Annotated in this window: 12 protein-coding genes and 1 pseudogene; 7 read left to right on the top strand and 6 right to left on the bottom strand. The window is 48.3% G+C overall.

The features are described from left to right. Nucleotides 1–23: 23 nt before the first annotated feature. From ACUU1I_RS00260 to murI, 5 genes and pseudogenes are all read left to right on the top strand, one after another. Nucleotides 24–566: a hypothetical protein gene (locus ACUU1I_RS00260; RefSeq protein WP_000338538.1), complete on the top strand. Its 543-nt coding sequence runs from the start codon at nucleotides 24–26 to the stop codon at nucleotides 564–566. Nucleotides 567–1,030: 464 nt separating this feature from the next. Beyond that, on the top strand, nucleotides 1,031–1,237 hold the full coding sequence (locus ACUU1I_RS00255; RefSeq protein ID WP_000806589.1) for a hypothetical protein: 207 nt from the start codon (nucleotides 1,031–1,033) through the stop codon (nucleotides 1,235–1,237). A 311-nt stretch (nucleotides 1,238–1,548) separates the two neighbouring features. Continuing rightward, a pseudogene (locus ACUU1I_RS00250) lies at nucleotides 1,549–2,191 on the top strand (pyridoxal-dependent decarboxylase); the annotation flags it as partial. A 94-nt stretch (nucleotides 2,192–2,285) separates the two neighbouring features. Further along, complete coding sequence (gene gadC, locus ACUU1I_RS00245; RefSeq protein WP_000063570.1) at nucleotides 2,286–3,746, top strand: putative glutamine/gamma-aminobutyrate antiporter GadC; 1,461 nt, start codon at nucleotides 2,286–2,288, stop codon at nucleotides 3,744–3,746. 33 nt (nucleotides 3,747–3,779) lie between these two features. Further along, nucleotides 3,780–4,589 carry a glutamate racemase gene (gene murI, locus ACUU1I_RS00240; protein ID WP_000490356.1) on the top strand — a complete coding sequence of 270 codons (810 nt, stop codon included), beginning with the start codon at nucleotides 3,780–3,782 and terminating at the stop codon, nucleotides 4,587–4,589. A gap of 118 nt (nucleotides 4,590–4,707) precedes the next feature. Here murI and ACUU1I_RS00235 read toward each other — a convergent pair. The 5 genes from ACUU1I_RS00235 to maeB all read right to left on the bottom strand — a co-directional run bounded on the left by ACUU1I_RS00235 (nucleotide 4,708) and on the right by maeB (nucleotide 10,670). Continuing rightward, nucleotides 4,708–5,399, bottom strand: a protein-coding gene (locus tag ACUU1I_RS00235) for an IS1 family transposase (protein WP_094110509.1) whose coding sequence is annotated in 2 segments (ribosomal slippage) — nucleotides 4,708–5,153 and nucleotides 5,153–5,399 — 693 coding nt in all. Because the reading frame shifts where the segments join, the coding sequence is not laid out codon by codon here. 523 nt (nucleotides 5,400–5,922) lie between these two features. After that, the gene (gene eutA, locus ACUU1I_RS00230; RefSeq protein ID WP_000733934.1) at nucleotides 5,923–7,296 is read right to left on the bottom strand and encodes an ethanolamine ammonia-lyase reactivating factor EutA; all 1,374 of its coding nucleotides are present in this window, start codon (nucleotides 7,294–7,296) and stop codon (nucleotides 5,923–5,925) included. Then, complete coding sequence (gene eutP / locus ACUU1I_RS00225) at nucleotides 7,271–7,750, bottom strand: ethanolamine utilization acetate kinase EutP (RefSeq protein ID WP_000820764.1); 480 nt, start codon at nucleotides 7,748–7,750, stop codon at nucleotides 7,271–7,273. Before eutP ends, eutA begins: the two co-directional genes overlap by 26 nt. A 12-nt stretch (nucleotides 7,751–7,762) precedes the next feature. Then, nucleotides 7,763–8,098: an ethanolamine utilization microcompartment protein EutS gene (gene eutS, locus ACUU1I_RS00220; protein WP_000356956.1), complete on the bottom strand. Its 336-nt coding sequence runs from the start codon at nucleotides 8,096–8,098 to the stop codon at nucleotides 7,763–7,765. Nucleotides 8,099–8,390: 292 nt separating this feature from the next. Next, nucleotides 8,391–10,670, bottom strand: a complete 2,280-nt coding sequence (gene maeB / locus ACUU1I_RS00215; RefSeq protein WP_000342657.1) for an NADP-dependent oxaloacetate-decarboxylating malate dehydrogenase — start codon at nucleotides 10,668–10,670, stop codon at nucleotides 8,391–8,393. A gap of 288 nt (nucleotides 10,671–10,958) precedes the next feature. Here maeB and tal point away from each other — a divergent pair, with 288 nt between their 5' ends. Both tal and tkt read left to right on the top strand, forming a co-directional pair. Next, complete coding sequence (tal, locus tag ACUU1I_RS00210; protein WP_001003695.1) at nucleotides 10,959–11,909, top strand: transaldolase; 951 nt, start codon at nucleotides 10,959–10,961, stop codon at nucleotides 11,907–11,909. A gap of 19 nt (nucleotides 11,910–11,928) precedes the next feature. Continuing rightward, nucleotides 11,929–13,932 (top strand): transketolase, encoded by a 2,004-nt coding sequence (tkt, locus tag ACUU1I_RS00205; protein WP_000087280.1) that lies wholly within the window; start codon nucleotides 11,929–11,931, stop codon nucleotides 13,930–13,932. Between the two features lie 113 nt (nucleotides 13,933–14,045). Here the strand turns inward: tkt and ACUU1I_RS00200 are convergent, their stop codons facing one another. Beyond that, entirely contained in the window at nucleotides 14,046–15,077 is a 1,032-nt protein-coding gene (locus ACUU1I_RS00200; protein ID WP_001270510.1) for a DUF1176 domain-containing protein, read from the bottom strand. Between the last annotated feature and the right edge of the window lie 2 nt (nucleotides 15,078–15,079).

The following is a 15,079-nucleotide window of genomic DNA, read 5'->3' as shown; positions in this document are numbered from 1 at the left end:
ATCGAAAAAAGGGGGGAAAGATAATGGACGCATTTGAGGTACTGGCAAATAAAGGCGCTGAACTGGTAGCACAGCGTGATAAAACCGCCAACGAAGGGGAACGCGCACTGCTAAATAAACAGATTAAAGCGATCCGTATGGCCCAGTTTAAATTAATCAGTAATGAAGTTATCGAAACAATTAAACCGCAGATCCCACAAATCGTTGCTGACGCTATTAAAGCCGCCGGACTGGAGAAACGCATTGCCGGGCTAAAAACGAACGCAGAGAAAATGGAGATGCACAAACAGAGCGGTGCTCCGAATCCCGATGAGTACTTCTCACCGGATGTTGAGTTTATGGCGCAGGTTGAGGAACGTCTGGGTAGCTGTCTCACCGAGGAACAGCGTCGCTATTTTGATGGAGTGGATAGTTCGGCAGGTATTGACCTGAACTCGTATTTCGGTCGTGAAATTGAGCATTTTGATGCCGCCCCGTCTATGCCGGAGCCAGAACCAGAAATGGCCACCGATCCTGAAGCTGAGCAACGGAAACGCGTATTCAATGCGATAGGGATTCGGTACTGATCGGATAAAAGAAAGCCGGGAATTACCCCGGCTGACTTAACAATGTGACCAATGAACAAATCGGACAAGACAAACAGGATAAGCAGTCTCGAAACAATGTTCGGGAACTATATTAGCACAAGTCCGGAGAAAATCATCATGTTGGCACTACGCATCATGCAGGGCATCGCTAAGACCCTCGCAGAACATGTCTTAGACCTGAAACATTCGCCACTGAGCAAACAGGCCATGAAGCGCTAAACGCTTCGTCTGTGGGCTGAATATTCGCTTGGAACTATCAATAAAATCATCGACATGAAATCGGGGCCGAGCAACCAGAGCGCGGAGGAAATGGAGTTCATCAAGCGTTTAATTCTCATTCGCAGAGACATTCATAGCCAGTTACACAGCGTGGGAATCGATATTAATGATGGGACGGGCGATTAATTTTCGGACAAGTACTATGCGCGCGCGAGGAGCTGAACATGAAGCAAGATATTGCAGACAGGCTGGAGATACTCGAAGGCCAGCGGGCAGAAGCGAAACAACTACGTAAGCAGGCCAGAAGAGCGCACAGGAACAACGAAGCAGAGTTACTAACCAAATACATCAGTTTCACCAATTACTGCATCTACGAGTGTTACAAGGAAGATGCAGAGGACTGGCTGGATTCATTGCCAGAACAGTACTGAGCAGAATAACACCACGTCATGTTGTTCTGAGGTGAGCATATCACCTCTGTTCAGGTGGCCAAATTTAGTGTGCCACTTCAGCATCACCGTTGAAATCACAATAACGATTTTTTTGTAAATATGCTCTCACATATGTAGGAATAGACCAGGTTGGCATTGAAACACATCTACCATGACCATAATAAAGTAATTTTTTGATATGTTTATGGTTTTATATTAATTAAAATATATCTAAAATTGATAGTTTTAAAATTGCAAAATCCAGATTGTGTTTGTAATGTTTAATCTGATTGTATTGAGTGGCGTTTATTATGAAAAATAAATCAGGTAATTCTTGTTATAGAGAAGCAGTCGATATTCATAGCTCACTTGAGCTTTCATTTATATTGCATAAATATCATTTGCGTGTAGATGAGAAGAAATCTCGAAATGTATTCAGCGCCATACGTGATGAGCTCATCCTTGATGGGGATTCACGACAAAACTTAGCTACTTTCTGTCAAACATGGCTTGATGATGAAATCCGTGAGTTGCTTAATTTAGCTATTGATAAAAACATGATTTATAAAGATGAATATCCACAAATGGCGGAACCTGAAGGTCGCTGTGTGCGTATGCTTTCCGATTCGTGGAGTTTCCCCGATTCGCGACACACCTTAGGTTGCTCAACCATTGGTTCATCTGAAGCTGCTATGCTCGGCCGCTTGGCGTTAAAATGGCAGTGGTGTAAAAAACGCGAAGTACAAGGTAAATCAACCGAACCTGATTTGCGATCCTGTGCAAATATGCTGGCATAAATTCTGCCGTTACTGTGATGTGAAATTGTGTGAAATTCCACTTGATGATCATCACCTGATAATGAATGCTAAAGAGGTTTTGAAGCATGTCGATGAAAACACTATTGGTGTCGTTACGACTTTAGGTATTACTTATTTTTGTAAAGCAGATTGCGTTAGTGTTTTTAAGATAAGTGTTAAAGTTAATATTAGTTTTTATATTTACATCGTAATTATATGTTTCTATTTTAAAAATATTCGAGAGTATAAAAATGTCTAATGCTAATATCGCACCCAAAAGTAAGAAAATGACAGTGGGGACACTCGCTATCATGAATATAACTGCTGTAGTAAGTCTACGATTTATACCTTCTGAAGCAGAATACGGCTTAGGTGCCATTTTTTACTATACCTTTGCTGCAATTATGTTTTTAGTACCTGTTGCCTTTGTTGCGGCTGAGCTAGCTACAACATATCCACAAAAAGGGGGGGCATTTCGATGGATAGGAGAAGCATTTGGGGCTCGCTGGGGTTTTGTAGGAATGCTTATGACCTGGCTACAAGTCATCCCCTACTTTCCAACAGTACTGACATTTGGTGCAGTCTCTGTTGCATTTATTGATGTTGATATGGGGGTGGCAGAATCAATTGCCAGTAATAAATGGTATATTTTATTTTTCGTACTATTTGTTTACTGGGGAGCTATTTGTGTTGCATTACGTGGCGTTGGTATTTTCTCGCAGGTATCTAAGTGGTGCGGTATTATAGGGACAATTATTCCAGCTATTATCCTTGTTATTCTTGGTTTCTCCTATCTGTGGTTCAGCGGTAAACCAGCGGTGATCCCATTAGGTTGGGGTGATCTTTTCCCTAATATAGCTAACTTCCAGAATATTGTTCTTGCCGCCAGCATATTTCTTGCTTATGCAGGGATGGAAATGAATGCGGTCCATGTTAACGATTTAGATAATCCAACTAAAAAATACCCAATTGCAATTACCATCGCTTCTATAGGTACTATTGCAATATTCCTGCTCAGTACTTTAGGGGTCGCCTTTATTATTCCTACAGATAAAATTAGTCTAACTCAAAGTTTGTTGGTTGCCTACGATATGCTGTTCGAATGGGCTGGAGTGCCATGGCTTGGCTCTGTGATGGCATTTATGCTAGCAATTGGCGTACTGGGTGGGGTGGTTACTTGGATTGCAGGGCCTAATACAGGTGTATTAGCGATCGCGAAAGCTGGTTATTTACCTAAGTTTTTCCAAAAAACCAATCGTCATGGAATGGGGCACCATCTAATGTTTGTACAAGGTATAATTGTCTCAGTTCTTTCTGTTACTTTTGTGATAATGCCTTCAGTTCAAGCAGCTTTTCAGATTTTATCACAGTTAACAGTTATGCTCTATTTAGTTATGTATATGCTCATGTTCGCTAGTGCTATCTATCTACGACATTCTCAACCTGATACAAAACGCCCATATCGAGCCCCTGCTTTATTTTTCTGGGCAACACTTGGATTCTTAGGGTCTTTTCTGGCTTTTGTATTAAGTTTTATTCCGCCCGAGCAAATCCCAACTGGTAGTCCAACCAGCTATGTTCTTTATTTGTTAGTATTAGTTGCCCTATTTTTATTAATTCCAATATTAATTTACGCCTTCCGAAAATCTGACTGGAAAGATCCAAACTCTGATTTCGAACCATTTTCTTGGGAAAAAAGAACTAGTAATTAAATTTTCCATAAGCTACAAAAGATGAGGTTAAATATGTTTAGTGCTGAATCTCCAATTGGTGTAATAGACTCAGGTGTAGGTGGATTGACATCGGTAAAGGAAATAATTAATTTGCTTCCTGGTGAAGATATTATCTATTGTGGAGATAATATGAATGCACCTTATGGCAACCGTTCTGCCGATGATATCATCAGTTTGACTAAAAAAATGCTGACTTTTTTACAGTCAAGGAATGTCAAACTAGTTGCTGTCGCATGTAATACTATATCCTCAACTTTGGAATCCGAAAAATACAGCGGATATGCTAAGAGCTTTCCGTTTCCTATCTTATCCATCATTGAACCTGCAGTAGAAGATGTGATTCGCCAGCAATATAAAAATGTTGGTATTATCGCTACCGAGTTTACTATTAAAACGGGGTGTCACAAAGAGCTAATAAAAAAATTGAATTCAACAATAAATGTATTTGGAGAACCAAGCAAAAATCTTGCAATGTTAATTGAGGAAGGTAATCTTAATGCTCCTGCAATCTTGAATGACATCAAAAAACATGTTAACCATTTAATTTCCCTCCATCCAGTAAATGAAATTATTCTCGGCTGTACTCACTATCCAATTGTTCAGAATTTTTTTGAAGCAGTTGCACCGGATATAAAATTTATTAATCCTGCACATGATCAGGCTATCTCTATTAAAAATCACTTGGGACAGCTAAATTTATTAAACTCCTCAAATATAGGAACTTTGCAAATAAATACTAGTGGAAGTATGGAGATCTACAAAACGGTACTAGGGGAATTGAGCATTACGAAACCTCATACATTCAGTATCAGGCAGTTTTAAATTTATCCGGTGCACCGTAAAATCCCGTCCTTCTGAACTGCACCCCAAAAGTTGGACACCAACTGAGTAAGGTGCATTTTATGGACAAACCCAGTTACATACTGGGTAGTGCATCCAATTAGTAGAACATGTGTTTTTCGATAAACGCTCCGATCACTTTTTCGTGGATCTCAACTGAGCGTGAGAAGCAGATTGTTTTACGACCCAACCGCTTAATGCGGGTGCGTAGCGTCAGATTATTACGCTCAATGCGTTGGGTGAATATTTTGCCGGTCAGATGCTTATTCTTCGGCACCTCCCGGCCATAGCTGCCCCAGTCATCGCTGGTCAGCATGCCGATGTTGAAGGGTGGCAGTGCCAGTAGCTCCCGGCACGTTTGATCGGTTCGGGGACCAAAAGTGTAGGCCAGTACACCGCCTGTTTTGGTGTTGTACGCGTACCCGAGCCAATGTTGCCGGGCTTTACTGCCAACGTAGCTCCATTGCTCATCAAGCTCGCAGATAAACGCCACATCAGCATGGGCAACAGGCGAAGAAGTTATTCGCTTTGGCGCGAGTTTTTTAAAGTCCGGATGACGGTGTTACTACCAATTTTCAGTGTCCTGGCGGTATCGCGAACCCCGGCACCATTAAAGGCCATTTCAGTTATCAGCTCTTTCATACCCGGCTTACGTGCTTGATAAGTATAAGTGAACTGAAACACACGGTGGCAGTCACGGCAGCGAAGTCTGTCACGGCCTTTAGGGTTCTGACCATGGCGGTAAACCTGAGCTGACTGACAACGGGGACAATGAATATTAACGCTGGTCATGAGATAACCTCAAAAGCCCGTATTATACATCAGATTCAACTAATTAGAGGCATCACCCATCCAGCATTATAAAACATACTAACAATAACTAAATTATAATAATCACAACTTACAATCAAATAATAAATGCATAAGATTAACAATGATTTTTTCGGGTTATATTTATCTAAAAAAGCAGAATATTATGTAACTTATTATTTTCTAAGCGAAAATTTATTGTGCAGTCAGACTAGCAAACTTGCGTACCACCCGAAGAACATGCGAAGATTTAAGTATTCTTTCTTTTTTGGTTTTTATTTTTCATTTTCTCTTTTCTTCTCTTTCCGGTTCTCTTCTGTTCTGGTTTTGGTTTTTTCCTTTTTATTTTTATTCTTTCTTCAGGGTTATGCTAAAACACCAAAACATTTTTCACCACAAAAGCATCCAATCATCTTGCCAGACCAATCACCTTAACCGGATACACTGCCGGATATAATCCCACTAACACCCAGCCACCAAGCACCATACCTGATAACTACCGTATTCAGGAAGGAAATGCGAGTGATTTCACCGTCACCGGCACAACCGATCCGCCAAAAAGAGGCGTACCAATGTCGATATAGTCCCCCGCGCGGACAATCACTTCGTCAATGACTGCCAACGGGAGTTGTTGTAGCTGTGGGCGCAACAACATGCCCAGAGCTTTACCAAAGTCCTGCCCGGCCACCACCAGCAGGGGATGCGGATTCGGAAAACGCGCGACGAAATCGACCAGCGCGTTGATGACCGTCAGTACCGCGGCGTAACGCACAGGCAGCGAGGCGGGAAGCGCCAGCACGTACACGTCAGTTTTGGGATCAAGATCCAGCTGAAGCAGCGCCTGTTGCCAGGCACTCACCAGATCCGTTTCATCAATCGGGATCGCCACCGGCAAATTGCGCAGCGGCAGTTGTACGCCCTCCAGCCAGATTGTGCTGCCAGAGAGCGAAAGGGTATGTGCACCCGCGCCAATCACCGTGGCGCATACGGTTTGCGCCGGAAACTGCACATTCATCTCACGCAGGCGCGGATGGTCATGCAGCGCCGTTGCCAGAAGTGGGCCAATATCGGCAAAACAGAATGGGTCGGCGGGCTGGTGGCGATAACATTCGCCCACACCTCCAGAAAGCGTAATGATTTCGGGCGTAACACCTGCGGGCAGCAAACCGGTTTGCATCAATGCCTGCGCGAGCGGCGAAAGCGTTCCGTCAATCACTTCGACAATCAGCGCCGCCATCCGCCGGGTAACCTGCACCAGCTGCGCGCCGGTCAGCGAACGGGCGTCAGTGCCTGCACCGAAGCACTCATCCACAATCATCTGCCCCGGTTTATGAGCGTAAACCACGCGCCCCTGGCTGTCGGTTTCCAGCAGGCGACCACCGACGTTGAGACAGGCAGTGCCGCTGATTTTTCCGGCATCGAACAGGGCGTAGTTCGCGGTGCCACCGCCGATATCGATATTCAGTACCCGACACAGCCGTTGTTCAGAAAGGGTTTGCGCCCCGGCTCCGTGACCGGCGATCACGGATTCGAGGTGCGGCCCGGCGCTGGCGACGACAAAATCGCCCAGCGACTGTTTTTCCTTCATCACTTTTTCCATCAGCTGTGCGACCAGGCTTTCGGTAAACTGGCCTTCCGGCAGCTGGGCAATGATGGTTTCGCGGATGCGCTGGCTTTCGGTTTTGTCGGCTGGCACGCTGGCGGGCACGGACGCCGTTACCGGGATCGATTCATCACATTCGGTGATGGTAAAACCCAGTAGATCCGACACTTCACGGGCTTCCGGGGTAATAATGCTGGCGCGCAGAACCACGGACATTGCCTGTTCGCCGCGCGCGTGTGCTTCACGAATATCATTCGCTGTGATGAGTTTTTTCACCTGCTTCCTCCTGTTTGGTGAGAGATGCCAGATAATCCACCAGTTGCTGCACGCTTTGCGGGTCGTGGCTGTTTAGCTCGAAAATCGGCTCTTCGAAACCCGTCTCAAGCAATAACTTTCGCGTTGCGGCGACGTCAGCATCTGGCATGTCCGTTTTACTGATGACGGCGATTTGCCGTTTGCTGACGCCAATATCCAGCAACCCGGCAGGCAACCGACTTTCCGGGTCATTTGCGCCATGGACATAGATCAGCATGTCTACATCCTGTAGCGTGGTAATTAAGGCGTGATACCAGCGGGGATGGCTAAAATATTCACCCGGCGTATCAATATCGCCCTTATCATTAAATTCCACGGCCTGTGTTTTTCTGGCGAGGGTATAATTCCCCTGCAACGCATTAAATAACGTTGTTTTTCCTGCCCCGACGCTACCCACAAACGCAATTCGTTTCATGAATGCCTCGTATTAACTTTTGGTCATTTCACAAAGCGTATAATTTAATAAGCGACCTAAACCGCTGACGGTTTGTGATAACGCTTCTTCTACTGCGCCCACCGAGCCATAAATCACCAATGCACCGCTGAAGCGGTCGAGAAAACCGATATGCACATCAGCGGCTTTCAGCGCTAAATCACCGGCGATCATCGCCGTTTCGCCGGGAGTTAGCGTCATAATGCCAATTGCGCCCGCATCCGGAACGCCGATTTTCTTCGCCAGTTCCTCACCGGGATGCGCGATGAGATGCGCCAGTGTGACCTGTTTGCCGGGCACAAATTCCTGAATGATGCGTTCTTTATCCATGAGTCGCCGCCTGTGAAAAACTTTCGTGTATCGTGACAATTTTTCGTCAGAGTAAATAACAAAATTCGGCAAGCGCGTTTAAAAGGTGAGGTAGATCACTAAGAATGGAGAGATATTTACTGTTATGAATAAACTTTCATATGCGACGCATGAATATAAATAAAATAATATCGAGATATTTTATATACTGATTTTTTTATTATTCGCAAACTCAGTAATAAGCTTTGCTAATATATTTCAGGAAAACCGCTTACCCTGAATATTCAGGGTAAGCGTGAGAGTTAAGAATGAATTACAGCGGTTGGGTTTGCGCTTCAACCACGGCCAGCGCCACCATATTGACGATACGACGCACCGATGCGATCGGCGTTAACACGTGAACCGGTTTCGCCACGCCCATCAGCACCGGACCGACAGTCACACCTTCCGAGCTGGAAACGCGCAGTAAGTTGTAACTAATGCGGGCAGCTTCCATGTTCGGCATCACCAGAATATTGGCAGAACCTTTCAAAGGGCTGTCCGGCATACGGTCGTTGCGAATCGCTTCCACCAGCGCTGCATCGCCGTGCATTTCACCATCAATCATCAGATCTGGCGCACGATCCCTGACCAGTTCCAGCGCCTGACGCATTTTGCTCGACGACGGGCAGTCAGAAGAACCAAAGTTGGAGTGCGACAACAGAGCAACGCGCGGCTCAATACCAAAACGACGGACAGTTTCTGCCGCCATCAAGGTGATCTCCGCCAGCTCTTCTGCGTCTGGTTCGTCATTGACGTAGGTATCGGCAACAAAGGTGTTACCACTCGGCAGCAGCAGCGCGTTCATTGCACCTGCGGTGTGAACGCCATCGCGATAACCAAAGACATTTTTCACCACGCTAAAATGTTCATGATAATCGCCCACCGTACCGCAGATCATTGCATCGGCTTCCCCACGCTGAACCATGATCGCGCCGATCACTGTCGGGTTACTGATCAGCGCACGCTGCGCCTGTTCCTGAGTGACACCGCGACGCTTCATGATCTGGAAGTATTCGGTCCAGTACTCTTTAAAGCGCGGATCGGATTCGTTATTGACGATTTCAAAATCAACGCCCGCTTTGATCTGCAAGCCCAGTTTCTGAATGCGCATTTCGATCACGTTCGGACGACCGATAAGGATCGGTTTCGCCAGTCCCAGCGTTACCAGTTCCTGAGTCGCATGCAGAACGCGCGCCTCTTCCCCTTCCGGCAGAACTACGCGCTTCGGCGCTTTGCGAGCCTGGGAGAAAATCGGCTTCATAAACAGGTTGGTTTTGTAAACGAACTCAGTCAGCTTGTCGATGTAGACGTCGAAATCAGCAATCGGACGCGTCGCCACGCCCGACTCCATCGCCGCTTTTGCGACCGCAGGAGCGATCTTAACGATCAAGCGCGGATCAAACGGTTTTGGAATGATGTATTCCGGACCAAAGCTCAGATCCTGAACGCCATACGCTGAAGCCACCACTTCACTCTGTTCTGCATGGGCCAGTTCTGCAATCGCGCGTACCGCCGCCAGTTTCATCTCTTCGTTGATGGCGGTTGCGCCAACGTCAAGCGCGCCACGGAAGATGAACGGGAAGCAAAGAACGTTGTTCACCTGGTTCGGGTAGTCGGAACGGCCGGTACAGATGATGGCATCCGGACGCACTTCTTTCGCCAGCGGCGGCAGAATTTCCGGTTCCGGGTTCGCCAGCGCCAGGATCATTGGTGCCCGAGCCATTTTCTTCACCATTTCCTGGGTCAGCACTTTCGGGCCGGAACAGCCCAGGAAAATATCCGCACCTTCAATCACATCATCGAGGGTACGTTTGCCGTCATCCACCACCGCATATGCGGCTTTGGTTTCCGCCATATTTGGCTCACGCCCCTGATAGATAACGCCTTTTGAATCGCAAACCACGATGTTATGTTTTTGCAGCCCCAGCGCTACCAGCAGGTTCATACAGGCGATTGCTGCGGCACCCGCGCCGGAAACCACCATCCGCACGTCGGAGATGTTTTTCTCCACCACGCGCAAGCCGTTGAGGATGGCGGCAGTGCTGATGATTGCCGTGCCGTGCTGATCGTCGTGGAATACCGGAATATTCATCCGCTCGCGCAGTTTCTGTTCAATATAGAAACATTCTGGCGCTTTAATGTCTTCGAGGTTGATGCCGCCGAAGGTCGGTTCGAGCGCGGCGACGACTTCAATAAATTTGTCCGGGTCGAGTTCATCAACTTCAATGTCAAATACATCAATCCCAGCGAATTTCTTAAATAGAACGCCCTTGCCTTCCATCACCGGTTTGCCTGCCAGCGCGCCAATGTTGCCTAACCCCAGCACCGCCGTACCGTTAGAGATCACCGCAACCAGGTTACCGCGCGCGGTATATTTGTAGGCTTTTAGCGGGTCTTTTTCGATTTCAAGACAAGGTGCGGCAACGCCTGGTGAGTAGGCCAGCGCCAGATCGCGCTGCGTTGCCAGAGGCTTGGTTGGAGAAACCTGGATTTTCCCTGGAACTGGAAATTCATGGAAATCAAGTGCACTTTGTTTTAACTGGTCATCCATTTGGTTGTTCCTTTCACGTAACGTTCACAAATAAAGTGTGTGGGCAACAGCCCCTGCCCACAACGTGGCGCACATTATTACCCTGCCGGAGTCTACAGACTTTGAGCAAGTCCAAACTCTCACCATTAATATAATGTTTTGGTAACAATCCTATAACACTGATATTACCTGCTTAATCCAGCAATACCATGCCTGTCTGCTATGCTTTTTTGATGCGTTTAGCGAAATTTCTCAGAAGTGTGAATTAACGCACTCATCTAACACTTTACTTTTCAAGGAGTATTTCCTATGAACGAGTTAGACGGCATCAAACAGTTCACCACTGTCGTGGCAGACAGCGGCGATATTGAGTCCATTCGCCATTATCATCCCCTGGATGCCACCACCAATCCTTCGCTGTTACTCAAGGCTGCCGGATTATCACAATATGAGCATTTAATAGACGATGCTATCGCCTGGGGTAAAAAAAATGGCAAGACCCAGGAACAACAGGTGGTCGCAGCGTGTGACAAACTGGCGGTCAATTTCGGTGCTGAAATTCTCAAAATCGTACCCGGTTGCGTGTCAACAGAAGTTGATGCACGCCTCTCTTTTGATAAAGAAAAGAGTATTGAGAAGGCGCGCCATCTGGTGGACTTGTATCAGCAACAAGGCGTTGAGAAATCACGCATTTTGATCAAACTGGCTTCGACCTGGGAAGGAATTCGCGCGGCCGAAGAGCTGGAAAAAGAAGGTATTAACTGCAACCTGACGCTGCTGTTTTCTTTTGCCCAGGCGCGGGCCTGTGCGGAAGCAGGCGTTTTTCTGATTTCGCCGTTTGTAGGGCGTATTTATGACTGGTATCAGGCACGCAAGCCGATGGACCCGTATGTGGTGGAAGAAGATCCGGGCGTTAAATCGGTGCGCAATATCTACGACTACTATAAGCAACACCACTATGAAACCATTGTGATGGGCGCGAGCTTCCGTCGCACCGAACAAATCCTCGCCTTAACCGGCTGCGATCGACTGACTATCGCACCGAATTTGCTGAAGGAGCTGCAGGAAAAAGTTTCTCCAGTGGTACGTAAATTAATCCCGCCTTCTCAGACGTTCCCACGCCCAGCACCCATGAGCGAAGCGGAGTTCCGTTGGGAGCACAATCAGGATGCGATGGCGGTAGAAAAACTGTCTGAAGGCATTCGTCTGTTCGCTGTTGATCAACGCAAACTGGAAGATCTTCTTGCCGCCAAACTATAAACCAGCCACGGAGTGTTATATGTCCCGAAAAGACCTTGCCAATGCGATTCGCGCACTCAGTATGGATGCGGTACAAAAAGCCAATTCTGGTCATCCCGGCGCGCCGATGGGCATGGCTGATATTGCCGAAGTGCTGTGGAACGATTTTCTTAAACATAATCCTACCGACCCAACCTGGTATGATCGCGACCGCTTTATTCTTTCCAACGGTCACGCGTCGATGCTGCTCTACAGTTTGCTACATCTGACCGGTTACGACCTGCCGCTGGAAGAACTGAAGAACTTCCGTCAGTTGCATTCGAAAACCCCAGGCCACCCGGAGATTGGCTATACGCCAGGCGTTGAAACCACCACCGGCCCGCTTGGACAAGGTTTGGCGAACGCCGTCGGGCTGGCGATAGCAGAGCGTACACTGGCGGCGCAGTTTAACCAGCCAGACCATGAGATCGTCGATCACTTCACCTATGTGTTTATGGGCGACGGCTGCCTGATGGAAGGTATTTCCCACGAAGTCTGTTCGCTGGCAGGCACGCTGGGACTAGGCAAGCTGATTGGTTTTTACGATCACAACGGTATTTCCATCGACGGTGAAACAGAAGGCTGGTTTACCGACGATACGGCAAAACGTTTTGAAGCCTATCACTGGCATGTGATCCATGAAATCGACGGTCACGATCCGCAGGCGGTGAAGGAAGCGATCCTTGAAGCGCAAAGCGTGAAAGATAAGCCGTCGCTGATTATCTGCCGTACGGTGATTGGCTTTGGTTCGCCGAATAAAGCAGGTAAGGAAGAGGCGCACGGCGCACCACTGGGGGAAGAAGAAGTGGCGCTGGCACGGCAAAAACTGGGCTGGCACCATCCGCCATTTGAGATCCCTAAAGAGATTTATCACGCCTGGGATGCCCGTGAAAAAGGCGAAAAAGCGCAGCAGAGCTGGAATGAGAAGTTTGCCGCCTATAAAAAGGCTCATCCGCAACTGGCAGAAGAGTTTACCCGACGGATGAGCGGTGGTTTACCGAAGGACTGGGAGAAAACGACTCAGAAATATATCAATGAGTTACAGGCAAATCCGGCGAAAATCGCTACCCGTAAGGCTTCGCAAAATACGCTTAACGCTTACGGGCCGATGCTGCCTGAGTTGCTCGGCGGTTCGGCGGATCTGGCTCCCAGCAACCTGACCATCTGGAAAGGTTCTGTTTCGCTGAAGGAAGATCCGGCGGGCAACTACATTCACTACGGGGTGCGTGAATTTGGCATGACCGCTATCGCCAACGGCATCGCGCACCACGGCGGCTTTGTGCCGTATACCGCGACGTTCCTGATGTTTGTTGAATACGCCCGTAACGCCGCGCGGATGGCGGCACTGATGAAAGCGCGGCAGATTATGGTTTATACCCACGACTCAATTGGCCTGGGCGAAGATGGTCCGACGCACCAGGCTGTTGAGCAACTGGCCAGCCTGCGCTTAACGCCAAATTTCAGCACCTGGCGACCGTGCGATCAGGTGGAAGCGGCGGTGGGCTGGAAGCTGGCGGTTGAGCGCCACAACGGACCGACGGCACTGATCCTCTCAAGGCAGAATCTGGCCCAGGTGGAACGTACGCCGGATCAGGTTAAAGAGATTGCTCGTGGCGGTTATGTGCTGAAAGACAGCGGCGGTAAGCCAGATATTATTCTGATTGCCACCGGTTCAGAGATGGAAATTACCCTGCAAGCGGCAGAGAAATTAGCAGGAGAAGGTCGCAATGTACGCGTAGTTTCCCTGCCCTCGACCGATATTTTCGACGCCCAGGATGAGGAATATCGGGAGTCGGTGTTGCCTTCTAACGTTGCGGCTCGCGTGGCGGTGGAAGCAGGTATTGCCGATTACTGGTACAAGTATGTTGGTCTGAAAGGGGCAATTGTCGGGATGACGGGTTACGGGGAATCTGCTCCGGCGGATAAGCTGTTCCCGTTCTTTGGCTTTACCGCCGAGAATATTGTGGCAAAAGCGCATAAGGTGCTGGGAGTGAAAGGTGCCTGATGGTGATCGCCGGATGCTGTATGTTCCCCTCACCCTAACCCTCTCCCCAGAAGGGCGAGGGGACGGTCCGTGCGCTTTTTAGGGCCGCATCTGCGATTTTGTTTAACGGGTGATCACAACGTGGGCCTGGCGTCTGGCCCATGCCAGTTATCGCAGGTAGGTTCTGCGGCGTAACGCACCAGGCGAAAACTCTGACCGTCAAAGCGCCAGCGCGCCTGAATGCCACAATCGCTTAATCCGCGCCCTTTCGCTAAGGTCACCAGTTCACGCGATTTCTCATCAAATGTTGCGTTCATCAGTTCCAGTTCATTCGTCTCCTGACCGTTGTTGAACGGCAAACGCAACCGAACCGGGCGCGAGGCTAGCGGCTTTTTACGCGACACAATCCATGCCAAATCAATGGTGTTATAGGCCCCTGCCTCACAGCTAATCATCATCAGTGCTTTATCATCGGTCAGCGCAGTGACATTCACCTCACGACGTAACGGATCAAGCGAGCAGCGCAGACCATTCATCCGCCAGTTTCCATAATCCAGCAAATCGTTACGTTCTTCGAGTGAGAGTGGCGTCGGCGTTGGGTTAACCACCGCGACCTCTTTCAGCGCAGGCGCGGGCGGTACGCTGAGAGGCGGTTCGTCCCCTTTCTTGATCCACGCGGTTTCACTGCCAACGCGCTTTTGCTGAGCATCAATAAACAACAACGCCGCTTTTAAGCCGCTCAGAGAAATGGTCTGATTGCCGTCGCGTAAGGTGATCGCCTTCCCTTCCTGAATTATCTGCAAAAACGCGGTGATGGTTGCCGTATCATCGGTTACTAATAACCATGGTGAAATCCGCCACTTGTCACCACTTAATGCCAACGGCTCACCATCTAATAGCAGCCGTGGCGCTATCTCCCCTTCAGACGCATCCGGCGACTTCAACCCACCGCGCTCAATACGTAAAACGGCATCGGTATGCGCCCCAGCGCTGCGGCTCAGGGTCATCACCAGTCCATTATGATCGCCCGTATTGCGCGCCACACAAAAATTTTGATTATTACAGGTGACCTGCCAGTCGGAAAACGCCCGTTGCGCTGGTGCCGCCCACACCAAAGACGTCGGCAACAAAGCGAAAAAAAAGAGAAGGAAAATGCGATAGCGCATGG

It is taken from the genome of Shigella sp. SIG3 (assembly GCF_053555855.1).
Note: the sequence above shows the minus strand (reverse complement) of the source record. Positions and strands in the feature narration are given on the sequence as shown.